This is a genomic window from Pseudomonas sp. R25(2017) (genome assembly GCF_002112565.1).
Taxonomy (GTDB): domain Bacteria; phylum Pseudomonadota; class Gammaproteobacteria; order Pseudomonadales; family Pseudomonadaceae; genus Aquipseudomonas; species Aquipseudomonas ekonensis.
Genome location: NZ_NEHZ01000002.1, coordinates 176,263 through 202,014 on the forward strand (window position 1 = coordinate 176,263; position 25,752 = coordinate 202,014).

Consider the following 25,752-nt stretch of genomic DNA (forward strand, 5'->3'; position numbering starts at 1 on the left):
CATTTAAAAGAAGCGCCGCAGGACTATGACTGGTCCCCTGCCGCCTTCTGGTCACCCGGCGATATCGCGGAGGGCGATCTCGCTCATGATGCGTTCAAGCACCTGGTCGATGGACAACTCCGTGGAATCCAGCTGTATCGCGTCGGCCGCCGGCTTGAGCGGGGCTACGCTTCGCTGGGTGTCACGCTCGTCGCGCGCACGGATCTCATCTAGCAGACTCGACAGACTAACACCCTCGACTTTGCCCTTCAACTGCAAATATCGGCGGCGCGCCCGCTCCTCGGCACTGGCCGTCAGGAAAATCTTCAGGGGGGCGCCGGGAAAGACCACCGTGCCCATGTCGCGGCCGTCGGCCACCAGGCCCGGCATTTCCTGGAAATCGCGCTGGCGCTGCAGCAGCGCCTCGCGCACCGCCGGCAACGCCGCCACCTGGGAGGCGCCGGCGCCGACGCTCTCGGTGCGGATGACATCGCTGACTTCGTCGCCTTCCAGGATGATGCGCTGCAGCTGACCGTTCGTCGCCGGGATGAACTGAACATCCAGATGAGCGGCGAGTTTCTTCAGCAGCTCTTCATTGGTCAGGTCGACACCATGGTTGCGCGCCGCGAACGCCAACAGGCGATACAGCGCGCCGGAGTCCAGCAGGTTCCAGCCCAGGCGCTCGGCCAGAATGCCGGCTACCGTGCCCTTGCCCGAGCCGCTTGGCCCATCGATGGTGATGACCGGTGCGATGCTGTTCACGACTGTGCCTCTTTTGCCACACGGATGCCCACCTGCGCGCACAGCGCCAGGAAGTTCGGGAACGAGGTCGCGACGTTGGCGCAGTCATGGATGCGGATCGGCGCATCGGCGCGCAGCGAGGCCACGCTGAAGGCCATCGCGATGCGATGGTCGCCGTGACCGTGCACTTCGCCGCCGCCGATGCGGCCGCCGTCGATGATGATGCCGTCCGGGGTCGGTTCGCACTTGACGCCCAGCGCCAGCAACCCGTCCGCCATCACCTGGATCCGATCCGATTCCTTGACCCGCAGCTCTTCGGCGCCGGTCAGGACCGTGCGGCCCTCGGCGCAGGCAGCGGCCACGAACAGCACCGGGAACTCGTCGATGGCCAGCGGAACCAGCGCCTCGGGAATCTCGATACCTTTGAGTTTAGCTGCCCGCACCCGCAGGTCGGCCACCGGCTCGCCGCCGACTTCACGCTGGTTCTCCAGGGTGATGTCCGCGCCCATCAGGCGCAGGATGTCGATCACGCCGGTGCGGGTCGGGTTGATGCCGACGTGCTCGAGCACAAGCTCGGAGCCCTCGGCGATCGAGGCCGCCACCAGGAAGAACGCCGACGAGGAAATGTCGCCCGGCACTTCGATGTGGGTTGCGGTCAGCTTGCCGCCCGACTCGACCGAGGCGGTCGCGCCGTCGACGTCCACCGAATAGCCGAAGCCGCGCAGCATGCGCTCGGTATGGTCGCGGGTCGGCGCAGGTTCGGTGACGGTGGTCTTGCCGTCGGCGTACAGGCCGGCCAGCAGCAGGCAGGACTTCACCTGGGCACTGGCCATCGGCATGGTGTAGGTCAGGCCCTTGAGCTTGTTGCCGCCGCGGATGGTCATCGGCGGACGACCCTCGGCGGCGGTTTCGATCACGGCGCCCATCTCGCGCAGCGGATTGGCCACGCGGTTCATCGGACGCTTGGACAGCGAGGCGTCGCCGGTCAGGGTGCTGTCGAAGTCCTGCGCCGCCAGCAGGCCGGACAGCAGGCGCATCGAGGTGCCGGAGTTGCCCAGGTAGATCGGGCCCGGCGCCGGCTTGAGGCCGTGCAGGCCGACGCCGTGAATGGTCACACGACCGTGGTGCGGGCCTTCGATGACCACGCCCATGTCGCGGAACGCCTGCAAGGTCGCCAGAGCGTCTTCGCCCTCAAGGAAACCTTCGACTTCGGTGACACCTTCAGCCAGGGAGCCGAGCATGATCGAACGGTGGGAAATCGATTTGTCGCCCGGTACGCGAATCCGACCGGACAGGCGGCCACCAGGTTGAGCCAGGAAGATCAGATCGTTGGAATTCATAGCGTCCACATAGGCCCTGCGGGCCAGGATTTTACTGAAATGCTCGCGGGCAACCCGGGCGCGCGTGAAGACGCCCAACAGTTGGTGCCCATCCCCTGCATCGACCGCGTCGCGCAAGGCGTCGAGATCGCTGCGAAATGTATCGAGTGTGCGCAGGACCGCCTCGCGGTTGGCGAGGAAGATGTCGTGCCACATGACCGGGTCGCTTCCGGCGATTCTTGTGAAATCGCGGAAACCGCCCGCAGCGTAACGGAAGATCTCCAGGTTTTCATTGCGCTTGGCCAGCGAATCGACGAGACCGAAGGCCAGCAGGTGCGGAAGGTGGCTGGTCGCGGCCAGCACCTCGTCGTGACGGTCGACCTGCATGTGCTCGACGTCGGCACCCAGTTCGCGCCACAAGCGGTCGACGACCGCCAGCGCTTGCGGATCGGTCTGCTCCAGCGGCGTCAGGATCACTTTGTGACGGCGGAACAGCTCGGCATTGGAGGCTTCCACGCCGCTTTGCTCGGAACCGGCGATCGGATGCCCCGGCACGAAACGCGGCGGCATGCCGCCGAACGCTTGCGTGGCGGCGCGTACCACATTGCCCTTGGCGCTGCCGACGTCGGTCAGGATCGCCTGCCCCAGCTCCATGCCGGCCAGACGGCCCAGCACTTTTTCCATGGCCAGGATCGGCACGGCCAGCTGGATCACGTCAGCGCCCTGACAGGCGGCGAGCAGATCCTCCTCGCAGCGATCCACCACGCCCAGCTCGACCGCAAGCTTGCGCGACTGCGGGTCGAGATCCACCCCGACCACTTCGCGGCACAGGCCGCTTTCCCGCAAGCCCTTGGCAAAAGAACCACCGATCAACCCCAGACCGACCACCACCAAGCGACCGATCATAGGTGCAGCAGGTTGCAGCGCAGTGACATCAACCACGGGCCAAAACCTTGCTCAACGCTTCGAGGAAGCGACGGTTTTCCGCCGGCAGACCGATGGTCACCCGCAGATGGTTCGGCATGCCGTAGTTGGCCACCGGACGCACGATCACGCCCTCGCGCAGCAGCCCCTGGAACACCGGCGCCGCCTCCCGGCCGAGGTCGACGCAGATGAAGTTGCCCTTGGACGGGATCCAGCTCAGCCCCAGATCGCGGAAACCCGCCTCGAGCTGCTGCATGCCGGACTCGTTGAGCTGACGGCTCTGCGCCAGGTAGTCCTCATCCTTCAGCGCAGCGCAAGCCGCCGCCAAGGCCAGGCTATTGACGTTGAACGGCTGCCGTACGCGGTTCAGCACGTCCGCCACCACCGGCGTGGAGAGACCGTAGCCCACGCGCAGGGCCGCCAGGCCATAGGCCTTGGAGAAGGTGCGCGACACCAGCAGGTTCGGGTAGGCCGCCAGGAAGTCCAGGCCGTCCGGCAGGTCGGAGCCTTCGGCGTACTCGATGTACGCCTCGTCCAGCACCACCAGCACATGCTCCGGCACGTCCTGCAGGAATTCGTCCAGCGCTTCGGCACCGAACCAGGTGCCGGTCGGGTTGTTCGGGTTGGCGATGAACACGACACGGGTGTTGGCGTCGATGGCCGCCAGCATGGCCGGCAGGTCATGCCCCCAGTCCTTGGCCGGCACGACCTTGGCCTGCGCGCCGACGGCCTGGGTCGCGATCGGGTACACCGCGAAGGCGTGCTCGCTGAACACGGCATTCAGGCCCGGGGCCAGGTAGGCCCGCGCCACCAGTTCCAGAATGTCGTTGGAGCCGTTGCCCAGGGTCACCTGGTTCAGCTCGACGCGGCATTGCTCGGCAAGCAACGACTTGAGCGCAAAACCGTTGCCGTCCGGATAGCGGGTCAGTTCGGCCAGCTCGTCGCGGATGGCCGCCAGGGCCTTCGGACTTGCGCCCAACGGGTTCTCGTTGCTGGCCAGTTTGACGATGCTGGCCGGATCCAGGTCCAGCTCGCGGGCCAGTTCGTCCACAGGCTTGCCCGGAACGTAGGGCGAAAGTTGCTGCACGCCCGGCTGCGCCAGGTCGAGGAAGTTACCGCTCATTAGGCTGATACCCCTTAGAGAACTGCTTTCGGGTAGGAACCCAGCACCTTGAGTGCCACCGCTTCCTGACTGATCTTCTCCAGCACACCCTTGACCAGCGGGTCGCGGTGATGGCCGACGAAGTCGATGAAGAACACGTAGGTCCACTTGCCGCTGCGCGACGGACGGGTCTCGATGCGGGTCAGGTCGATGCCGTTGTCATGGAACGGCACCAGCAGCTCGTGGAGCGCGCCGGGCTTGTTGCTCATGGACACGATGATCGAGGTCTTGTCGTCCCCGGTCGGCGGCACTTCCTGGTTGCCGATCATCAGGAACCGCGTGGAGTTGTCCGGACGGTCTTCGATCTTCTCGGCCAGACGGGTCAGGCCGTACAGCCCGGCCGCCATGTCGCCGGCGATCGCCGCCGAGTTCCACTCGCCCTTGACCCGCTTGGCCGCCTCGGCGTTGCTCGGCACCGCCACGCGCTCGACGTTCGGGTAATGGGCGTCCAGCCACTTGCGGCACTGGGCCAGCGACTGGGCGTGGGAATAGATGCGGGTGATGCTGTCGGTCTTGGTGTTCTCGCCCACCAGCAAGTGATGGTGAATGCGCAGCTCGACTTCGCCGCAGATCACCATGTCGTGCTCGAGGAAGCTGTCGAGGGTGTGGTTGACCGCACCTTCGGTGGAGTTCTCCACCGGCACCACGCCGAAGTTCACCGCACCGGCGGCCACTTCGCGGAACACCTCGTCGATGGCCGCCATCGGCTTGCTGATCACGGCATGGCCGAAGTGCTTCATGGCCGCCGCCTGGGTGAAGGTGCCTTCCGGGCCGAGGTAGGCCACTTTCAGCGGCTGCTCCAGCGCCAGGCACGAGGACATGATCTCGCGGAACAGCCGCGCCATCTCTTCGTTGCCCAGCGGCCCCTGGTTGCGCTCCATCACCCGCTTGAGCACCTGGGCCTCTCGCTCGGGCCGGTAGAACACCGGCACCTCGCCTTCGGCCAGCGACGCCATCTTCACCCGGGCGACTTCCTGGGCGCAGCGCGCACGCTCGCTGATCAGGTCCAGGACCTTTTCGTCCAGGGCATCGATGCGCAGGCGCAGCGCCTTGAGTTCTTGTTCGGACATCAGCCGTGTTCCTTCTCGAACTCCGCCATGTACGCCACCAGCGCGTTGACCGCGTTGATGTCGACAGCGTTGTAGATGGAGGCGCGCATGCCGCCCACGGAGCGGTGCCCCTTGAGGTTCAGCAGGCCATGTTCTTCGGCGCCGGCCAGGAACGGCTTGTCCAGACGGTCGTCGGCCAGGCGGAACGGCACGTTCATCCAGGAACGGTCCGATTTCTTGATCGGGTTGTTGTAGAGGCCGCTGGCGTCGATGAAGTCATACAGCGTGCGCTGCTTGGCGTCATTGAGCTTGGCGATGGCCTCTACGCCGCCCTGCTCCTTCAGCCACTGGAACACCAGGCCGGACAGGTACCAGGCCAGGGTCGGCGGGGTGTTGTACATCGAGCCGTTGTCGGCCGCGACCTTGTAGTCGAGCATGGTCGGGCACAGTGCGCGGGCCTTGCCCAGCAGGTCTTCGCGGACGATGTTGACGACGATGCCGCTCGGGCCGATGTTCTTCTGGGCGCCGGCGTAGATCATGCCGAAGCGAGAGATGTCCACCGGGCGCGAGAGGATGTCGGACGACATGTCGGCCACCAGCGGGACGTCGCCGGTTTCCGGGATCCACTGGAACTCCAGGCCGCCGATGGTTTCGTTCGGCGCGTAGTGAACGTAGGCCGCGTCTTTCGACAGCGTCCACTCGTCCTGGCCGGGAATGGCGAAGTAGTCATAGGGCTTGGCGCTGGCGGCGACGTTGACGCGGCCGTAGCGGGACGCCTCTTCGATGGCCTTGTGCGACCAGATGCCGGTGTCGATGTAGTCGGCGCTGCCGCCTTCGGGCAGCAGGTTCAGCGGGATCTGCGCGAACTGTTGGCTCGCGCCGCCCTGCAGGAACAGCACTTTATAGTTCGAGGGGATATTCAGCAGGTCACGCAGATCCTGCTCGGCCTGGGTGGCGATGGAGACGAACTCATCGCTGCGATGGCTCATCTCCATGACCGAAAGACCCTTGCCGTGCCAGTCGAGCAGCTCGGACTGGGCACGCAACAGGACAGCTTCAGGCAGCGCAGCGGGACCTGCGCAGAAGTTATAGGCTCGTTTGCTCACATCCACTCTCGCTATGCAATCACGGTAGCGGACAGAGCAAACACTCTGCCCTGCTACGATTGGGTTAGTCTTGCGACTCTTCTTCGTCTGCGGCGTCCGCCTGCAGGTTGTCGCCTGCGTCGTCCGGCTCGGCGCCGATCACGCCGTCGTCCAGTTCGACACCCTCTTCACCTTCAAGCTCGTCACCCTCGATTTCCGACGGTTCCTGCACCCGCTCAAGGCCCACCAGGGTCTCGTCCTTGGCCAGCTTGATCAGGGTCACGCCCTGGGTGTTACGGCCCAGGCTGGAGACTTCGTCGACACGGGTACGCACCAGCGTGCCCTGGTCGGAGATCAGCATGATCTCCTCGCCGTCGAGCACCTGCACCGCCCCGACCAGACGGCCGTTGCGCTCGTTGCTGACCATGGCGATCACGCCCTGGCCGCCACGCTTGTACTCAGGGAACTCGGAGATCGCGGTGCGCTTGCCGTAGCCGCGCTCGGAAGCGGTGAGGATCTGGCTGCCCTCTTCCGGGATCAGCATGGAAATCAGCTTCTGGCCTTCCGGCAGGCGCATGCCGCGCACGCCGCGGGCGGTACGGCCCATGGCACGAACGTCGGATTCCTTGAAGCGGGTGACCTTGCCGCCGTCGGAGAACAGCATCACTTCGCGTTCGCCGTCGGTGATGGCCGCGGAGATCAGCACGTCGCCTTCGTCCAGCTCCAGCGCGATCAGGCCGACGCTGCGCTGACGGCTGAAGGATTCCAGCGGGGTCTTCTTCACGGTGCCGTTGGCGGTGGCCATGAAGATGTAGTGGCCTTCGGTGTATTCCTCGACCGGCAGCATGGTGGTGATGTACTCACCGTCATCCAGCGGCAGCAGGTTGACCAGCGGACGGCCGCGGGCGGCGCGGGACGCCTCCGGGATCTCGTAGGTCTTGAGCCAGTACACCTTGCCCTTGCTGGAGAACAGCAGCAGCGTGGTGTGGCTGTTGGCGACCAGCAGGTGAGCGATGTAGTCCTCGTCCTTGACGCCGGTGGCCGACTTGCCTTTGCCGCCGCGACGCTGGGCCTGGTAAGCGGCCAGCGGCTGGGTCTTGGCGTAGCCGCCGTGGGAAATGGTCACGACGCGATCCTCTTCCGGGATCATGTCGCCCAAGGTCAGGTCCAGGCGCGCATCGAGGATTTCAGTGCGGCGCACGTCGCCGTATTCGGCGCGGATCACTTCCAGCTCTTCGCGGATCACTTCCATCAGGCGCGCGGAGCTGTTGAGGATGCGGATCAGCTCGCCGATCTGGTTGAGGATCTCCTGGTACTCGGCCAGCAGCTTCTCGTGCTCCAGGCCGGTCAGGCGGTGCAGGCGCAGTTCGAGGATCGCCTGGGCCTGCTCCGGCGACAGGAAGTACTTGCCTTCGCGCAGGCCGTACTGCGGATCGAGGTTCTCCGGACGGCACGAATCGGCGCCGGCGCGCTCGACCATCGCCATCACGGCGGTGGATTCCCACGGGGTGCTGACCAGCGCTTCCTTGGCCTCGGACGGCGTCGGCGACGCCTTGATCAGGGCGATCACCGGGTCGATGTTCGACAGGGCGACGGCCTGGCCTTCGAGGATATGGCCGCGCTCGCGGGCCTTGCGCAGTTCGAACACGGTGCGGCGGGTGACGACTTCGCGACGGTGGCGCACGAAGGCTTCCAGCAGGTCCTTGAGGTTGAGGATCCGCGGACGGCCGTCGATCAGGGCCACGATGTTGATGCCGAACACGCTCTGCAGCTGGGTCTGGGCGTAGAGGTTGTTGAGCACCACCTCCGGCACTTCGCCGCGGCGCAGCTCGATCACGATGCGCATGCCGTCCTTGTCGGATTCGTCGCGCAGCTCGGTGATGCCTTCGAGTTTCTTCTCTTTGACCAGCTCGGCGATCTTCTCGATCAGACGCGCCTTGTTCAGCTGGTACGGTAGCTCGGTGACAACGATCTGCTGACGGCCGCCGACCTTGTCGATGTCTTCGATGATCGAGCGGGCGCGCATGTAGATGCGGCCGCGGCCGGTGCGGTAGGCCTCGATGATGCCGGCACGGCCGTTGATCACGGCGGCGGTCGGGAAGTCGGGGCCGGGGATGTGCTGCATCAGCTCATCGACGGTCAGCTCGGGGTTGTCGATGAGGGCCAGGCAACCGTCGATGACCTCGCCGAGGTTGTGCGGCGGGATGTTGGTCGCCATGCCCACGGCGATGCCGCTGGAGCCGTTGACCAGCAGGTTGGGGATCTTGGTCGGCATGACCGCCGGGATCAGTTCGGTGCCGTCGTAGTTCGGCACCCAGTCCACGGTTTCCTTGTGCAGGTCGGCCAGCAGCTCATGCGCCAGCTTGGTCATGCGCACTTCGGTGTATCGCATGGCCGCGGCGTTGTCGCCGTCCACCGAACCGAAGTTGCCCTGGCCGTCGACCAGCAGGTAGCGCAGGGAGAAAGGCTGGGCCATGCGCACGATGGTGTCGTACACCGCGGTGTCACCGTGCGGGTGGTACTTACCGATCACGTCACCGACCACACGGGCGGATTTCTTGTACGGCTTGTTGTAGTCGTTGCCTAGTTCGCTCATCGCGAACAGCACGCGACGGTGCACGGGCTTCAAGCCATCGCGCGCATCCGGCAGTGCACGGCCGACGATCACGCTCATCGCGTAGTCGAGATAGGACTGTTTCAGCTCGTCTTCGATATTGACCGGGAGGATTTCTTTGGCCAGTTCGCCCATGAGAAGCCTGATTCCTTTTTTCTGGTGAAACTTCGTCATATCCATATGGGACCAACGAAGCTCGTCGCTGCAGGCCGGATGCCATGCCACGACTTACGACAAATCGGCGCGCTGCGGCGCGGATTTGCGCAGTGAAGACAACTCCGCGGAGCTGTCTCGGAAAACGCCGGATGTTATCACAACAGCCGCCACGCACCTATCCCCCAGATGCGCATGGAGCATAGTTAGATGACCGATGACAGCCTTAAAGGGGACGTGAGGGGCTCAGAGGCTCATCGGGCGCAAAAATCGGGCCCGAATTGCAGATATTTGTTGACCTTAAGGCCCCGATCGCCAGCCGGTTGGATCCCACAGGTGGGGCGGCCGGCGCCATTCATGCGAAAGCAAGCCTGCGCGCGATGGCAATGCACAGGCCGCCCACCGGTCTCAATGCAGGCGTTTGCGGCACATCAGCTGGGCCATTTTCGCGGCGTCCGGACGCTCGACCACGCCCTTCTCGGTCACGATCGCATCGATCAGATCCGCCGGCGTCACGTCGAACACCGGATTGAAGGCCTGGACATCCGCCCCGACGCGCTTGCCGCCGACCTCCAGCAGTTCGGCGCCGTCACGCTCCTCGATCGGGATGTCGTCGCCGCTGGCCAGGTTCATGTCGATGGTCGAGCTCGGCGCTACCACCATGAAGCGCACGCCGTGGTGCATGGCGTTGACCGCCAGCTGATAGGTGCCGATCTTGTTCGCCACGTCGCCGTTGGCGGTGATCCGGTCGGCGCCGACGATCACCCAGGTGACGCCCTTGGTCTTCATGATGTGCGCCGCCGCCGAGTCGGCATTGAGCGTGACAGGAACGCCTTCGTTGGCCAGCTCCCACGCCGTCAGGCGCGAGCCCTGCAGCCAGGGCCGGGTTTCGTCGGCGTACACATGCTCGACCATGCCCTCGATGAACGCGGCGCGGATCACGCCCAGCGCAGTGCCGAAGCCGCCGGTGGCCAGGGCGCCGGTGTTGCAGTGGGTGAGCAGCGCCTGGGCGTTGCCCTGGTGCTTGCGGATCAGGTCGACGCCCAGCTGGGCCATGGTCAGGTTGGCTTCGCGGTCGCTTTCATGGATGGCGACGGCTTCGGCCTCCAGCGCCGCCAGCGGATCGGCGTGCTCCTTGAGGCGCTCCAGGCGTTCGCGCATGCGGCCCAGCGCCCAGAACAGGTTGACGGCCGTCGGGCGGGATTGCGCCAGCAGCGCGAAGTCTTCCTCCAGCGCCGCCTGCCAGTCGCCGCCGGCCGCGAACCGGGCACGGGCGGCCAGCACCACGCCATACGCCGCCGCGATGCCGATGGCCGGCGCACCGCGCACCACCATCGAGCGTATCGCTTCGGCCACGCCGGCGGCGCCGGTGTAGGCGATCCAGGTTTCCTCGAACGGCAAAATACGCTGATCCAGCAGGTAAAGCGCGCCATCACGCCAATCGATGGCCTTCACTTTCTCTGCAGCCAACAGACGATCGCGCATCCCTCACCCCGCACTCATGAACAAAAGCGGCCGATTATAGCGATCCCCCCGCGAAGACGCTCGGGTATACTTCGCCATCCTTCACAAAAGCCCTGGAACCGATCCTCGATGCCGAAACCTGCCATTGCGCTCGACTTACTCTTGCTGCCGACCTGGCTGGTACCCGTCGAACCCGCAGGCGTGGTGCTCAAAGACCACGGCCTGGGCATCCGCGACGGTCGCATCGCGTTCATCGGCCCGCGCGCCGAAGCGCTCAAGTGCGACGCCGCTCAGGTTCGCGAGTTGCCGGACACGCTGCTCAGCCCAGGCCTGATCAACGCCCACGGCCACGCCGCGATGACCCTGTTCCGTGGCCTGGCCGACGACCTGCCGCTGATGACCTGGCTTGAGAACCACATCTGGCCCGCCGAAGCCAAGTGGGTCGACGAGGCGTTCGTGCGCGACGGCACGGACCTGGCCATCGCCGAGCAGATAAAAGGCGGCATCACCTGTTTCTCGGACATGTATTTCTTCCCGAAGGTTGCCTGCGAGCGCGTGCACAACAGCGGAATCCGCGCGCAGATCGCCATCCCGATCCTGGATTTCCCGATTCCGGGCGCCGCCGACGCCGACGAAGCCATCCGTCAGGGCGTCGAGCTGTTCGGCGACCTCAAGCACCACGAGCGCATCAAGGTCACCTTCGGCCCCCACGCACCCTACACCGTGGGCGACGAGAACCTGGAAAAGATCCGGGTGATCGCCGAAGAGCTCGACGCCTCCATCCACATGCACGTCCATGAGACCGCGTTCGAGGTGCAGCAGGCCACCGAACAGCGCGGCGAGCGCCCGCTGGCCCGCCTCGGCCGCCTCGGCCTGCTCGGCCCGCGCTTCCAGGCCGTGCACATGACCCAGATCAGCGATGACGACCTGGCGTTGCTGGTAGAAAGCAACACCAGCGTGATCCACTGTCCGGAATCGAACCTGAAGCTGGCCAGCGGCTTCTGCCCGGTGGAGCGGCTGTGGCAGGCCGGCGTCAACGTGGCGGTCGGCACCGACGGCGCGGCCAGCAACAATGACCTGGACCTGCTGGGCGAGACCCGCACCGCCGCGCTGCTGGCCAAGGCCGTCGCCGGCTCGGCCACCGCGCTGGACGCCCACCGGGCGCTGCGCATGGCCACCCTCAACGGCGCCCGGGCGCTGGGCATCGACGCGCAGACCGGCTCGCTGGAGCTCGGCAAGGCGGCGGACATCGTCGCCTTCGACCTCTCGGGGCTTGCGCAGCAACCGGTCTACGACCCGGTTTCGCAACTGATTTATGCCACCGGACGCGACTGCGTGAAACACCTTTGGGTCGCCGGCAAGCCACTGCTCGACGACCGGCGCCTGACGCGCATGGACGAACAGCAGCTGGGCGAGACCGCCCGGGCCTGGGGCCTGCGCATCAGCGGCCGCACCGAATCGTAAACACCCCGGGGCAGGCTCCGGGGCTACAGACCTTTTCAGTTTTTCGAGGATTCAATGATGAGCAACGTCGACCACGCCGAAATCGCCAAGTTCGAGGCCCTGGCCCATCGCTGGTGGGACCGCGAAAGCGAGTTCAAACCGCTGCACGACATCAACCCGCTGCGGGTCAACTGGATCGACGAGCGGGCCAGCCTCGCCGGCAAGAAAGTCCTCGACGTCGGCTGCGGCGGCGGCATCCTCAGCGAGGCCATGGCCCAGCGCGGCGCCACGGTCATGGGCATCGACATGGGCGAAGCGCCGCTGGCGGTGGCGCAGCTGCATCAGCTGGAATCGGGCGTGAACGTCGAATACCGGCAGATCACCGCCGAGGCCCTGGCCGAGGAAATGCCCGAGCAGTTCGACGTGGTCACCTGCCTTGAGATGCTCGAGCACGTGCCGGACCCGTCTTCGGTGATCCGCGCCTGCATGCGCATGGTCAAGCCCGGCGGCCAGGTGTTCTTCTCCACCATCAACCGCAACCCCAAGGCTTACCTGTTCGCCATCATCGGCGCCGAATACATCATGAAGCTGCTGCCGCGCGGCACCCACGACTTCAAGAAGTTCATCCGCCCGTCCGAGCTGGGCGCCTGGAGCCGCGCCGCCGGCCTCACCGTCAAGGACATCATCGGCCTGACCTACAACCCGCTGACCAAGCACTACAAGCTGGCGGCGGACGTCGACGTCAACTACATGATCCAGACCCTGCGCGAGGAGTGAGCCGATGACCATCAGAGCAGTCCTTTTCGACATGGACGGCACCCTGCTCGACACCGCGCCGGACTTCATCGCCATCTGCCAGGCGATGCGCGCGGAGCGCGGCCTGGCGCCGATGAACGACAAGCACATCCGCGACGAGATCTCCGGCGGCGCCCGGGCCATGGTGGCGGTGACGTTCTCCATGGATCCGGAATCGCCGGGCTTCGAGGAACTGCGCCAGGAGTTCCTGGAGCGCTACATGGCCGGCTGCGCCGTGCACAGCAAGCTGTTCGACGGCATGGGCGAGCTGCTGGCGGACATCGAAAAGGCCAACCTGACCTGGGGCGTTGTCACCAACAAGCCGGTGCGCTTCGCCGAACCGATCATGCAGCAGCTGGGGCTGGCCGAGCGCTCGGCGCTGCTGATCTGCCCGGATCACGTGAAGAACAGCAAACCGGATCCGGAGCCGCTGATCCTGGCCTGCAAGATGCTCGACCTGGATCCGGCCAGCGTGCTGTTCGTCGGCGATGACCTGCGCGACATCGAGTCCGGGCGCGACGCCGGCACCAAGACCGCCGCCGTGACCTACGGCTACATTCACCCGGACGACAACCCGCGCCACTGGGGCGCGGACGTGGTGGTGGATCACCCGCTGGAGCTGCGCAAGGTCATCGACAGCGCGCTGTGCAGCTGCTGAATGCAGGAGCCGCTCACCTGACGCCTTCGCGGGCAGGCCCACTCCCCCAGGCCCTGCGAAATACCTGTGGGAGCGGGCTTGCCCGCGATGACCGCGCAGCGGTCGCTTGGAAGCACTTACCGTTTTGTTGAGGTTTTTATGTTTGACTACTCCGCCCGCCCCGAACTGCTCAAGGACCGCGTCATCCTGGTCACCGGCGCCGGCCGCGGCATCGGCGCCGCCGCCGCGAAAGCCTACGCCGCCCACGGCGCGACCGTGCTGCTGCTGGGCAAGACCGAAGCCAACCTGACCCAGGTCTACGACGAGATCGAAGCGGCCGGCCATCCGCAGCCGGCGGTGATCCCGTTCAACCTCGAGACCGCCCTGCCCCACCAGTACGATGAGCTGGCGGCGATGATCGAGACCGAATTCGGCCACCTCGACGGCTTGCTGCACAACGCCTCGATCATCGGCCCGCGCACCCCGATCGAACAGCTCTCGGGCGAAAACTTCATGCGTGTCATGCAGGTCAACGTCAACGCCATGTTCATGCTGACCAGCACCCTGCTGCCGCTGCTCAAGCTGTCGCAGGACGCCTCGGTGGTGTTCACCTCCAGCAGCGTCGGACGCAAGGGCCGCGCCTACTGGGGCGCCTACGGCGTCTCCAAGTTCGCCACCGAGGGCCTGATGCAGACCCTGGCCGACGAAGTCGACACCGTGGCTCCGGTGCGCGCCAACAGCATCAACCCGGGAGCGACCCGCACCAGCATGCGCGCGCAGGCGTACCCGGGGGAAAACCCGCTGAACAACCCGACGCCCGAGGAGATCATGCCGGTCTATCTGTACCTCATGGGCCCGGACAGCGCAGGCATCAACGGGCAGGCGTTCAACGCCCAGTGATGCCATACGTCGCTTTTGTTGCCGCGGCGGTTTCCCGTCGCGGCAGGTTTTTACCGCTCATCCGTGACCGCATCAGTCAATAAACCAGCGCCTCGCTCCTCCCTTCAGTCACAACCCATTGATTCGTAACGATTTAAAAGATTGCGAACTGAATGGCACGACTTTCGCTCTAAATTTCCTCAAAGCACGCCGTGTGAAGGCAGTCGGGCGGGGCTTGATTCGATAGCTGACTAATCGACATCAAGCAGACTAAACTTGCGCCAAATGTCCTACGGGACTGATGGATCAGTATGACGCGCAGCCCATAGCCGCTTCACCCAGCCTGTAAGACAGACTTACTGCTTAGGGGCTCACGCCATATGAAATCACCCTCCCAGACCACTGCAATTGATTTTGACAGCGCAAAATTGCAACGCCTGGGCTTCGGTCAACAGCCTCCGCTTCTGGAACGGCCGGTCACTGTCGCGCAATTGCGCCAGCAACTGGGCCTGCAGCTGCAAACCAGTCTTGAGCCGCAACGCATCCTCGGCCTGTTTTTTCGCGAAGTTCAGCGCCTGGTGCCCCTCGACGCCCTGAGCTATCAGCACCAGAGCAGCGACCTGCGCCTGGAATTCGGTACCCGCGGCCGTCACTCGGTCAGCTACAGCCTCAGCCATGAAGGCGAGCACATGGGCGAACTGGTGTTCCGCCGCAACGAGCGCTTCAGCGAACAGGACCAGGGCCATCTCGAATCGCTGCTGTCGGCGCTGCTGTATCCGATGCGCAACGCCCTGCTCTATCGGGCGGCGACCCAAAGCGCGCTGCGCGATCCACTGACCGGCACCGGCAACCGCATCGCCATGGAGCAGACCCTGCAGAGGGAAATCGAGATGGCGCGCCGGCACCAACAGCCGCTGTCGCTGCTGATGCTGGACATCGATCACTTCAAGCGGGTCAACGACATCCACGGGCACACCGCCGGCGACGATGTGCTGAAGGCCGTGGCGGCCTCGATCAAGAGCCAACTGCGCAACGTCGACATGGTGTTCCGCTACGGCGGGGAAGAGTTTCTGGTTCTGCTGTCGAACACCGGCCGCGAGGCGGCGGCGATGGTCGGAGAACGCCTGCGCCAGGCTACCCAGGCCCAGGACTATTACGCCAGCAACCAGTTGATCGAACTGACCGTGAGCCTGGGTTGCTCGACCCTGTTGCCGGGCGAATCGGTCGACAGCCTGCTGCGCCGGGCCGACAGCGCGCTGTACGTGGCCAAGCGCGAGGGACGCAACCGCCTCACCATGGCGGGCTGACGGCCCGTCTTCGTTCCGTCAGGCGGCGCGCCCGCTGGCGCCATCGCCAGCAGGCCGGCTCCCGCAGGTTCCGTGACGCAACCGAACTTCCTGCGGGAGCAACCTGATCAGCTTTCGACCAGTTCCCGCCGCTCGCGCCCGGCCATCACCCGCTCCGCCGGCTCCAGCTGCATGCACCGCTCAAGGAACAGGTACATGTAGTCGTAGCTCTTGCAGATGGCCTGACGCAGCTCGACCTGCAGCGCCTTGCTCGGGTTCAGGCCCGCCAGCGTGCAGATGATCTCCAGCGCTTCCCAGGGGTGCGCATCGTCGTACTGGGCGTGCATCTTCAGCCATTTCATGGCCCGCTTGCGGTCTTCCTCAGGGAAGGCGGCGGCATAGACGCCGGTGGAGCAGACCAGCGCCGACCACTCCCCGGTCGCGCCTTCGATGGCGTAGTTGGTGGCGGCGATGGCCACGATGAGCGAGTCCGCCGAGCTGGTGTGCCAGCACCAGTGGCTCAAGGCATGCAGCTCCGGCGGCACTTGCTGGGCCTGCAGGTCTTCCAGGCTCACCCCATGGGCCCGGCTCCAGTTCAGCCAATAGTCGGCGTGGTTGAGCTCGACGCGAATGTTGCGCATCAGCCAGCGCCGCGCCATGTCTTCGCCAGGATGGCGGGCGAACTTGGTCTTGGTGAGGTTCTGCGCCATGTACAACGCAAATTGCTCGACCACCGGCCAGCCCCCGATCAGGTACTGACGCATGGTCTTGGCACTCAGTTTGTTGTCCCGCATGCGCAGATACAGTTCATGTTCGACAACCCGGCGTTTGCTCTCGCTGCAATCCTGGATCAACTGTTGCGCCCAGGCTGGGTAACTAGCGGCTTCCATGAGTGGACCGGTTCGGTTGAATGTGTCGATCACTGTTCGGCTCCTTTTGATTTGTGATTGTAAGGATCGGCGAGAGTCTTCAACGGAACGTGCCAGGCGCTTTGAACAACAGCGGCTGCGGCCTGGCGGGCCGACTTTGCAAACTGTCACAGGTGAACAACTGCGGGCGGTCGATGACATAACCCTGAGCGTAATCCACGCCGATTTCAAGCAATGCCTGCTCGATCTGCGGCGTTTCGGCAAACTCGGCAATCGTCCGCTTGCCCATGACATGCCCGATGTGATTGATCACTTCGACCATTGCGCGGTTAATCGGGTCGTCCAGCATGTCCTTTACGAAACTCCCGTCGATCTTCAGGAAGTCTACAGGCAAATGTTTGAGATACGCGAACGAAGACATTCCGGCGCAAAAGTCATCGAGCGAAAAGAAACAACCTAAACCTTTGAGCTCATTGATAAATCGAATGGCGCTGCCGAGATTGGCGATTGCACTGGTTTCGGTGATTTCAAAACAAATCATTTCAGGCGGAACATTGTAATTAACAAACTGTTCACGCAAGAAGTGCAAGAACGCGTCATCTCCGATAGTTATGCCTGAAAGATTAATCGCACACATCGCCAACGGCCCAGGACACTCCTCTTCAATGCATTGGCCAATGACCTTGAATACGTTCTGCACCACCCAACGGTCCAGCGACGTCATCAGGCCGTAGCGCTCGGCCGCCGGAATGAAACTGTCCGGGAGGATCATGCGCCCGGCCTCGTCATGCAGGCGCAACAGGATCTCGATGTGCCCGCGCGCGCCGTCGGCGGGGCCCAGCGGCGCGATCTCCTGGGCGTACAGGCAAAAGCGGTTTTCCTCCAGCGCCATATGCAGGCGCTGCACCCAGGCCATTTCGCCGAAGCGCAGCGACAGCTCCGAATCGTCGGCGTGATAGACCTGCACCCGGTTGCGGCCCTTCTCCTTGGCCATGTAGCAGGCCATGTCAGCGGCGCGCAGGGACGCTTCAAGGGTGGTAGGGGTCTGGGCGATGTGCACCAAGCCGACGCTCACGGTGGTCAGGAAGGGCCTGCCCTTCCAGACGAAATGCAGGTTCTGCACGGTCTGGCGCAGGCCCTCGGCGATCTTTTCCGCGGCCTCCGGCGCGCAGTTCTCCAGCAAGACGCCGAACTCGTCACCGCCCAGCCGCGCCAACGTATCGCCCTCGCGCAGACCGGACTGCAGCAGCGCGCAGATGTGCCGCAGCAACTCGTCCCCCGCCGCGTGGCCGCAGGTGTCGTTGACCAGCTTGAACTGGTCCAGGTCGAGAAACATCAACGCATGCCGCCCGGCCTGGCGGGACAGGTTATGCAGGGCCTGCTCCAGGCGGTATTCGAACTCCCGGCGGTTGGCCAGCCCGGTCAGCGCATCGTGGGTGGCCTGCCACGACAGATTGGCGATGTATTGACGCTCCTGGGTCATGTCGTGCAGCACCAGCACCGAGCCGCTGACTTTGCCGGCGTTGCGGATCGGCGCCCCCACCAGGGTCACCGACACCGTGCTGCCGTCCAGGCGCTGGATGAGCCTTGAATGCTCGCTGCCGCCGGTGAGCTGGCCGCTCAGGATGCGTTCGATCAGCGTCGGGCCTTCGGCCTGGGCATTGTCGTCCAGCAGGTTGAACAGCGCCGCCAGCGGCAGGCCGGCGGCCTGCTCCGCCTTCCAGTGGCTCAGGGCTTCGGCGGCGGGGTTCATGTAGTCGATCGCACCGTTGACGTCGGTGGTGATCACGCCGTCGCCGATCGAGTGCAAGGTGATGTGGGCGCGGTCCTTTTCCAGTTGCAGCGCCTCGGCGAACGCGTGCCGCTGCTTGAGCAGCTTGCGGGTGCGCCACAGGGCCAGCACGATCAGGCCCAGCGCCGTGGCCAGGTTGGTGAACAGCAACAAGCGCAGGATCACCCGCGATCCTTCGCCCAACGCGTCGCTGAACGCCTTCGCCGCAGGCGTCACGCCATCGTTGATCGCAAAGATGCGCCCCTTCCAGCGTCGAATGTCTTCATCGCCGGCGGCGTTTGCGCTGATTTTCTCGTGCATCTCCCGGGCCACGCCGTCGAGCTCCACCAGATAGGCGTCGCCCAGGGTCCAGCGGTCGATGGCGGTCTCCAGATAGCTGAAGTGCCGGAAATTGAGGTACAGCCAGATCAGGCTGGAGACATCGTCGGGATGGTTGCCGCCCTTGAGGATGCCCTCCCGCGCCGCCTGCAGGTCGGGCGGACGCCGATCCAGGGCCAGGCGCAGCTGATGCCCGCCCTGAGGCACGGCGATCGCGTTCTGGTACTTGAGGTAGATCGCCTCGTCACGGCTGTCGGCGTAGAGGTTGAGGTAATAGATGGCGTCCTTCTGGCCTTTGGACCAGAGGCTTTCGCCGGCCACATAGCCACGTACCGCCGACAGGACGTAAAGGCTCACGCCCCCCAACAGAGCCTGAAACAGCACGACGGCGATGAATGGCCAGACGATGCCCAGCAACCGCGGCGTTCCGAGAGTACGCGTTCGAGTCATGTGGTTCCTTGCATGGTCACTGCCTGATCGTCCGTCTCTATCAGACCATCTCCCCAAGACTAGGAGGCCTTGCGGGTTACGGCAAGCGGCTGATCGGCCACCCTGCGGCAGAATCGTGCGCCCTGCATATGTACCGCCAACCGGGACGCGGACGCCGATTTACTGGGCACTCCGGATTCCCGACATGCCTGTCGGGGCCATCGCCAAGGACTGCGACATGACCCAGACAACCGAAACGGCAACCGACACGACCGTCACCGATGAACATCGCGCGCGGCAGGCGCTCGGTCTCGATGACGTCCCGAGCGTGGAACGGCTGATCCGTCAGCCCGGTGCCAAGGACCGAAAACTGTTCCGATGGCTACAGAGCCACCATCGCGCCACCCTGCAAGCGCTGACGCTCGAAGACTTCGCGGCAAAGCGTCGCGACGCGCTGATCGTCACCACGGTGAAGCACTTCATGGCCGGCCGGCCGTCGCTGATCAGGAGGCTGGGCGCCGATGTACTGCGCTCCGTCAGCGAAAAGGAATTGCGCGCAACACCTTGGGCACTCCTGTCAAAAGTGCTGGAATCGCCGCCGGCGCAGGAGCTGACCGGCCGCCTGCTCCAGACGCTGAGGTGGCATGGCGCCGCCCCCGGCGAGCAGACCCCGGACTCATTGCGCCATCAGTTGCTGTGCCGGGCCATCACCGTCTACTCGTCCGGGCCGACGTCGGACGATCCGCAAACCCTGGCCGGCTTCCGGTGGGGGGATCCTGCCCTCTGGGGCCATGGCTATCAGACCCTGCGCGAGCACTTCGAACAGCACCTGCGGCAGACGGGAGCGGCTCGAACCGCCAAGGAAGCGATTTTGCTGGCCCATGTGCTGCAGACCCGGCTGTCAAAGGACTTCGCCGTGCGCGACATCCCCTGCGACCTTCGCTACAAGAGCTCGGTGGTGTGGGTGAACTTCATGCACGGTGTGCTGCTGTCCGAGGAACTGGGCCTGGATGATGCACAGCCGCTGTCGTTCCAGCAGCTCGTCGACCTGCCTCTGGAGCGCAGCGTCGATGCCTCCGCGCAGGAACTGGCGATGATCACACGGTTGCGGCTGACGCCCGCACTGGAGTGGGCGGTGTGCAACGGGGTGATTCGCTCCCGTCCCGCCGGCGATTACGAAAAGGCCGATATCGAACAGGTGTTCAGAGCCCTGGAGGCTCACGAAACCAGCCTGACCAACGCTGTGCTGGCACTGGACTCGCCGCCTCCGGAAAGAATGAAGATGGCCAAGCAGATCAAGGACCGCCTGTTCGGCGCCGACGCGTTCGAGTCCGACGGCCGCACACTTCTGCCGAACAGCCCCTCGAACAAGTACGGACACGGGCGCGTACCGACCCACACGCATCGAGGCAATACGTTTGTCGATGTCTATGCCGACGGACAATTCGAAAACGCCAGGAAGTGGTTTGTCACCAAGACTGACGGCAGGACACACAACGGCCACTGGATCAGGATCGACGGCCAGAGGATCGTCCACCACGAGGCAGAGGAAGCCCGGGGCAATGGAACGCTGCCGGTCATCTTCCTGGGAAGACCCAATCCAAACGGCAAGACACTGCCTGACATCAATGCTTTGTTCGAGGACAGTTTCAGCCTTTACCTTTCGACCGCCAGGGCCGCCTACCGAACCCTGATCACCGGCCTGCTGGCCTCTTTGCCGCTCAGCGACCGCCGTTTGCTGGAAACGGGCGAGATCCGTGTGCTGTGCCTGCGCAAGGTGCTGGGCGCAGGCCGAGGGCTTGAGACGGTTCAGGCAAGAAAGGGATTTCTTCTGGAGGTGCTCATCGACGATGACGCCCATTACTACGAGCTCATTCCGAGCGCCGGGATCGTTCGCCGACACACCGCTCTGAAGTTCGTCCTCTCCAGCGCGGAGGGCACCGAATACCCCTTGCGCGCCCCGATCTCGGGGAAACCGTTTGACCCGGCGGCCCACCATGACCTGTTGCTCGACTGGAACGCACACTTGAACGGCACGCCGCCCAAGAATGCAGCCTATTGCATTGCCTACATTGACGAAGTCGCCCATTTGTCCGCCGCCACGTCAACCGCCCCGGCCAACCGCGACGAAGGCCCCACGAGCTGGCACTCCCCAAGACTCATGGCACTGGCGCAATGCGTCGCTTCCGAGTTTCTGTTTGTCGACGAACACCGCTTGCGCACCCAGGCCCGTGGCTTGACCGTCTTCGACGAGCAAAGGGCCAGGGAGGCAGAGCGCTGGGAAACGCTGCTGGCGATCATCAAGGGACTGGTGCCTTTCTGGGGCAGCACTGAAGACCTTCAGTCCGAGAAGACCACCGACAGGATCATGGGCGGCATTGCGCTCTTCCTGGATCTGGCGTCCTTTCTTTTTCCTGTCGGCAAGTTCATATCGGGCTCGGTGCGCCTCGCCAGGGTCGGCGCCAAAGCCTCACAAATGGCGGTAAAGGCCAGTCTGCCTACATTCTCCACGCTGTCGCGCAAACTTTTTGTCAGCTCACTGAACAACCTGAATCCGCTCGACGGCCTGCCGACGCTGTTAAAGTCCCTGGTCAGCGGCGTACGCCTGGCAGGTCAGACCGGCCTGCACGCGCTCAAGAACCTGAGCACGGGAAAAAAATCCTTTCCCCCCCTCCATGACGGTTCCTACGCAATCGACCCTGCGCGCTGGAAGCCCATGACCGAGCGCGACCGACTGGCAACGGTCAACGGAACGGATGACGTGTGGGTGCGCAACACCCGCCCATCGAATCCGGCGCGGCACCATCGGGTCGATCCGTCGACAGCGTTGCCCTACGGCCCCCGCCTGTCCCTTTACCCCAAGGATTTCGTGCAGGGACAGTCATCCTTCCCGATGCTGCCGCCGACCGACACCCATGCGCTGGCCTTGATTCCCGAAAAGGCGCATGTCCGGGAACTGCTCGAAGTCGACGGCCGCACCACGCTGCTGATCGATGACATTCCCTATCGGCTGGACGGCGATCAACTGCGCCGCGCCGACCTGATCGACGATCGGGTGATGCACAAACCCTTGCCTTGCCGGGCAAAGCGTTCGCCGGGAGATGAAGTCTGCCGCACGATCTATGTCACCCGGGAACCGGCCCCGACGCCCCCCATCGGCAGCCAGGACGAAAGCAAGGGCTGGGCGCCGTGGTTCGGCGATTTCCTCTACCAACCCGCCGTCGCAAGACAGCCGACAGCGTTGAAGGCCCTCAAAGGCATCAGAGGGCTCAAGGCCTACGTCAATTTCCAGAAAGGGATCTACGCACGGATCAAGGCAAGGATTCCCTATGGGCGACGCAATCTGTTCGACGAGTTCAAGGTCGGCGCCATCCTTGTCCCGTCGAAGGACGAATCAACGCGCTACCTGTTCACTCGGCTCTATGCAGGCGATTTCTATGTCGCCGAACTGGCGCCGGGCCAGAACATCTTTCCGCCGCTGCCCTTGCGCAAGGCAGATACCTTGCCCGCAGACCTGGCCGAAGAACTGAAGACGGTCTACACAGGCTCGCTCAACGCCAACAACATGGTCAGGATCCACGGAAAGGCGCTGGTGGAGCGCGCGCTGAAAACCATGGAGGAGATCGCCATTCCGATCGGCGGACATGCCAATCCTCCGCAAACGCTGAAGCGGCTCAAGGTCGACACCAGCCCGGGGGAAGCCCTGCTTTTTGACCACGCCACACGCATGATGGTCAGCCGCCTCCCGGCCGGAACCGCCTCATGGTCGCGCAGCAAGACCGCCGACGAATCCTTCCGCCGCCGGGCCGCCGAGATATTCGATACCTTGTTCGGGGAAAAGACCATTGCCGTCAAACCGAACAGCGACCTGAAAATCAACAAGGCGATGGACAAGTTTCAGAACCTGTTGCCTGAGCAACAGAGAACGACGAATGCGCGCAACATCGCGTATGCCGACGTCGAGACGGCAACCGGAGCTCGCGAAGTCTACGTAAGCGTTTCCGGCGGACAAGGATTGACGGGGGAACTGCCGCTGTTCAAGTCGGCGTCGGCCCAAGAGAAGGTTGTCGTCGACGGCACCACCTACATCAACGCTGACTTCGGTCAGGACGTTGCCAGAACGTCGTTGGGCGTCTCCGGCGAAGGAAAGGTGTACGCGATTCCCCTTACGATCCTCGACGTGGAAACCTACACGCCGGCAAGGACCGGCCGACCGACCTCGCTGGACAGCGAGGCCAAGCTGATCGCCCTCCTCAGGGAACGGTATCCGGACAAAAACAGGCTCCGATCGGTGGACGTGGCCACGACCATGCCGCCCTGCACCAGTTGTTCGGTCGTCATCAAGGAGTTCGGGTACGACGGTTCGGCAGAGGCGCTGAACATCCTGTGGGGCTGACCTACAGCCGCTGCAGGTGCCCGTAGAGCTTGGCGTACAGCCCGCCGTCGGCGATCAGTTGCTGGTGGTCGCCGTCTTCGGCCACCTGCCCGCCGTCGAACACCAGCACCCGGTCGGCCTGTTTCACCGCCGACAGGCGATGGGCGATGATCAGGGTGGTACGGCCGTCGAGGAACTGCGCCAGGGCCTGGTGCAGGTTGTACTCGGTGGCGGCGTCGAGGGCCGAGGTGGCTTCGTCGAGGATCACCACTTTCGGCTCGGCCAGGATCATCCGCGCGATCGCCAGGCGCTGGCGCTGCCCGCCGGACAGGCGTACGCCGGAGCGGCCGACGATGCTGTCCAGGCCATCGGGCAGCGCACGGATGGCGGGTTCGAGCTGAGCGATCTGCAACGCCTGCCAGCAGGCCTCGTCGCTGCGGGTGCGGCCCATGGTCAGGTTGGCCCGCACCGTGTCGTTGAACAGCGCCGGATGCTGCAGCACCACCGCCACGTTTTCCCGTACCGTCTCCAGGCCGATGTCCTGCTGGGTGCAGCCGCCGAAGCGGATGGTGCCGGCCAGCGGCGTGTACAGCCCCAGCAGCAGTTGCACCAGGGTGCTCTTGCCGCCGCCGCTGGCGCCGACGATGGCCACCTTCTCGCCGGGGGCGATGGACAGATCCATCCGGTCCAGCACCAGCTCGTCGCCGTAGCCGAAGCTCAGGCCCTGCACCTGGATGCCGACCGTCTCGCGGCCCTTGAACGGATCGATGCCGCCGGGGTACTGCGGCTCGTCGGCGCGGGCCAGCAGTTCGTTGATCCGCGACAGTGCGCCGCCCGCCGCGTAGTAGGCATATTGCAGGTTCAGCAACTGCTCGACCGGGCCGATCATGAACCACAGGTAGCTGAACACCGCGAGCATCTGGCCGATGGACAGATCCGAGAACAGCACCGTGAGCATCGCCGCCGCGCGGAAGATGTCGATGCCGAACTGGAACAGCAGGCCGCTGGCCCGGTTGGAGGCGTCGGTCTTCCACTGCGAGTTGACCGCGTAGTTACGCACCTCCTGAGCGCGCAGGCCGAGGCGACCGAGGAAGAAGCCCTGGCGGTTGCCGGCGCGCACTTCCTGGATCGCGTCGAGGGTTTCGCTCAGCGCCTGGGTGAAGCGCGACGTGCTGTCGTTCTCCAGTTTCTTCAGGTGCTTGACCCGTTTGCCCAACTGCACCGTGGCGTAGATCACCAGCGGGTTGAACAGCAGGATCAGCAGCGCGAGCTTCCAGTGCATCCACACCAGAATGCTCGCGGTGCCCACCAGGGTGAGCATCGCCACCAGGAAACGGCTGAGGGTTTCGCCGACGAACTTGTCCAGGGTGTCCAGGTCGGTGACCAGGTGCGTGGTCACCGTGCCGCTGCCCAGGCTTTCGTATTCGCCGAGGGAGATGCGCTTGAGGCGCTCGATCAGCCGGATCCGGATGCGGTAGACGATGTCCTTGGCCAGCCGGGCGAACAACCGCGCCTGCAGCACGCCGAAGCACAGGGCGCTGCAGCGCAGGGTCAAGGTCACCAGCAGCATGAGGCCGATGTAGCCGGCCGCCTGCTGCCACATCGACGGCAGCACGTGGTTCATGACTTTGAGCGCGGCGTCGCCGTGGCCCAGCAGGACTTCGTCCACCAACAGCGGCAACAGCAGCGGGATCGGCACGCTGCACAGCGTCGCCAGCACGGCCACGCCATTGGCGATCCACAGGGATTTCTTGTGATGCAGCGCCAGTCGCCGGACTTCAGCCCAGCTCAGCCGGTCGACACGCTTGACGGCTGGCGTGTCATCGGCCGGGTCAGACACAGGCGGCGCGCTCCAGCCATCGGCCGAGCAACGGCGAGAGCTCGCCCAACGGCTGATAGCCGTTGGTCAGCAGCGCCAACTGGCCGTTGCGCTCGGCCAGCAGGGTCGGGAACCCGGCGATGCCCAGGTCTTGCACCCAACTGAAATCGGCGGCGGTGGCCGCGTGCTGCTCGGCGCGGTCGAAGGCTTCGGCGAACTCGATGCGCGGCACGCCGGCCCGCTCCGCCAGCTCCACCAGTACGCTGGCGTGGGTGACGTCGCGGCCTTCGGCGTAGAACGCATGCTGGATCAGGCCCAGCAGTTTCCAGGCGCAGTCCGGCGCCAGGCTGCGTGCGGTGACGATGGCGCGGCAGGCAGGCTCGGTGTCGTAGACGAAACCGTCGGGCAACGCGCCTTCGAACCGGAACGGCTGGCCCGTGGCCTCGGCGACCGCGTGCCAGTGCTCAAGGATGTAGCGCCGGGTGGTCGGCTCCAGCGCCGCACCGCTGCCGGTGCGCAATCCGCCGACCACCAGGTGCAGTTCCACCCCCGCCGCCTGCGCCTGCTCGACCAGGGCCTTGGCCACCGGAGCGAACCCCCAGCACCAGGAACACATCGGA

17 protein-coding genes are annotated in these 25,752 nt (G+C 64.6%); 6 read left to right on the plus strand and 11 right to left on the minus strand.

Going from position 1 to position 25,752, the window contains the following annotated elements; translation table 11 throughout:
* Positions 1-51: 51 nt before the first annotated feature.
* The 7 genes from cmk to mtnA form a co-directional block, all read right to left on the minus strand.
* Complete coding sequence (gene cmk, locus CAG31_RS03305) at positions 52-741, minus strand: (d)CMP kinase (RefSeq protein ID WP_085578046.1); 690 nt, start codon at positions 739-741, stop codon at positions 52-54.
* A complete protein-coding gene (locus CAG31_RS03310; RefSeq protein WP_256575495.1) occupies positions 738-2,945 on the minus strand; it encodes a bifunctional prephenate dehydrogenase/3-phosphoshikimate 1-carboxyvinyltransferase in 2,208 nt (735 codons plus the stop codon). Before CAG31_RS03310 ends, cmk begins: the two co-directional genes overlap by 4 nt.
* Before the next feature lie 28 nt (positions 2,946-2,973).
* Positions 2,974-4,086, minus strand: coding sequence for a histidinol-phosphate transaminase (gene hisC, locus CAG31_RS03315; RefSeq protein WP_085578048.1), 1,113 nt, complete (start codon positions 4,084-4,086; stop codon positions 2,974-2,976).
* Positions 4,087-4,100: 14 nt separating this feature from the next.
* Positions 4,101-5,195 (minus strand): prephenate dehydratase, encoded by a 1,095-nt coding sequence (gene pheA, locus CAG31_RS03320; protein WP_085578049.1) that lies wholly within the window; start codon positions 5,193-5,195, stop codon positions 4,101-4,103.
* Complete coding sequence (gene serC, locus CAG31_RS03325; protein ID WP_085578279.1) at positions 5,195-6,280, minus strand: 3-phosphoserine/phosphohydroxythreonine transaminase; 1,086 nt, start codon at positions 6,278-6,280, stop codon at positions 5,195-5,197. Before serC ends, pheA begins: the two co-directional genes overlap by 1 nt.
* 64 nt (positions 6,281-6,344) lie before the next feature.
* Positions 6,345-9,008, minus strand: coding sequence for a DNA gyrase subunit A (gene gyrA, locus CAG31_RS03330; protein WP_085578050.1), 2,664 nt, complete (start codon positions 9,006-9,008; stop codon positions 6,345-6,347).
* Between the two features lie 426 nt (positions 9,009-9,434).
* A complete protein-coding gene (mtnA, locus tag CAG31_RS03335; RefSeq protein WP_085578051.1) occupies positions 9,435-10,511 on the minus strand; it encodes an S-methyl-5-thioribose-1-phosphate isomerase in 1,077 nt (358 codons plus the stop codon).
* 108 nt (positions 10,512-10,619) lie between these two features.
* Between mtnA and CAG31_RS03340 the strand changes: the two genes are divergently transcribed.
* From CAG31_RS03340 to CAG31_RS03360, 5 genes are all read left to right on the plus strand, one after another.
* A complete protein-coding gene (locus CAG31_RS03340; protein WP_085578052.1) occupies positions 10,620-11,954 on the plus strand; it encodes a TRZ/ATZ family hydrolase in 1,335 nt (444 codons plus the stop codon).
* 57 nt (positions 11,955-12,011) lie between these two features.
* Positions 12,012-12,710 carry a bifunctional 2-polyprenyl-6-hydroxyphenol methylase/3-demethylubiquinol 3-O-methyltransferase UbiG gene (gene ubiG, locus CAG31_RS03345; RefSeq protein WP_085578053.1) on the plus strand — a complete coding sequence of 233 codons (699 nt, stop codon included), beginning with the start codon at positions 12,012-12,014 and terminating at the stop codon, positions 12,708-12,710.
* 4 nt (positions 12,711-12,714) lie between these two features.
* Complete coding sequence (mupP, locus tag CAG31_RS03350) at positions 12,715-13,386, plus strand: N-acetylmuramic acid 6-phosphate phosphatase MupP (protein ID WP_085578054.1); 672 nt, start codon at positions 12,715-12,717, stop codon at positions 13,384-13,386.
* 138 nt (positions 13,387-13,524) lie between these two features.
* The gene (locus CAG31_RS03355) at positions 13,525-14,265 is read left to right on the plus strand and encodes a YciK family oxidoreductase (RefSeq protein WP_085578055.1); all 741 of its coding nucleotides are present in this window, start codon (positions 13,525-13,527) and stop codon (positions 14,263-14,265) included.
* 359 nt (positions 14,266-14,624) lie between these two features.
* Entirely contained in the window at positions 14,625-15,551 is a 927-nt protein-coding gene (locus tag CAG31_RS03360) for a GGDEF domain-containing protein (protein ID WP_085578056.1), read from the plus strand.
* A 107-nt stretch (positions 15,552-15,658) separates the two neighbouring features.
* Here CAG31_RS03360 and CAG31_RS03365 read toward each other — a convergent pair whose 3' ends face one another.
* Both CAG31_RS03365 and CAG31_RS03370 read right to left on the minus strand, forming a co-directional pair.
* Positions 15,659-16,420: a TenA family transcriptional regulator gene (locus CAG31_RS03365; RefSeq protein ID WP_371856086.1), complete on the minus strand. Its 762-nt coding sequence runs from the start codon at positions 16,418-16,420 to the stop codon at positions 15,659-15,661.
* 79 nt (positions 16,421-16,499) lie between these two features.
* Complete coding sequence (locus tag CAG31_RS03370; RefSeq protein ID WP_085578058.1) at positions 16,500-18,959, minus strand: EAL domain-containing protein; 2,460 nt, start codon at positions 18,957-18,959, stop codon at positions 16,500-16,502.
* Between the two features lie 217 nt (positions 18,960-19,176).
* Between CAG31_RS03370 and CAG31_RS03375 the strand changes: the two genes are divergently transcribed.
* A complete protein-coding gene (locus CAG31_RS03375) occupies positions 19,177-23,334 on the plus strand; it encodes a deaminase domain-containing protein (RefSeq protein ID WP_085578281.1) in 4,158 nt (1,385 codons plus the stop codon).
* Between the two features lies 1 nt (position 23,335).
* Here CAG31_RS03375 and CAG31_RS03380 read toward each other — a convergent pair whose 3' ends face one another.
* Both CAG31_RS03380 and CAG31_RS03385 read right to left on the minus strand, forming a co-directional pair.
* Positions 23,336-25,153: an ABC transporter ATP-binding protein gene (locus CAG31_RS03380; RefSeq protein WP_085578059.1), complete on the minus strand. Its 1,818-nt coding sequence runs from the start codon at positions 25,151-25,153 to the stop codon at positions 23,336-23,338.
* A complete protein-coding gene (locus tag CAG31_RS03385) occupies positions 25,146-25,748 on the minus strand; it encodes a DsbA family protein (protein ID WP_170930268.1) in 603 nt (200 codons plus the stop codon). The genes CAG31_RS03380 and CAG31_RS03385 overlap by 8 nt, the downstream gene beginning before the upstream one ends.
* Between the last annotated feature and the right edge of the window lie 4 nt (positions 25,749-25,752).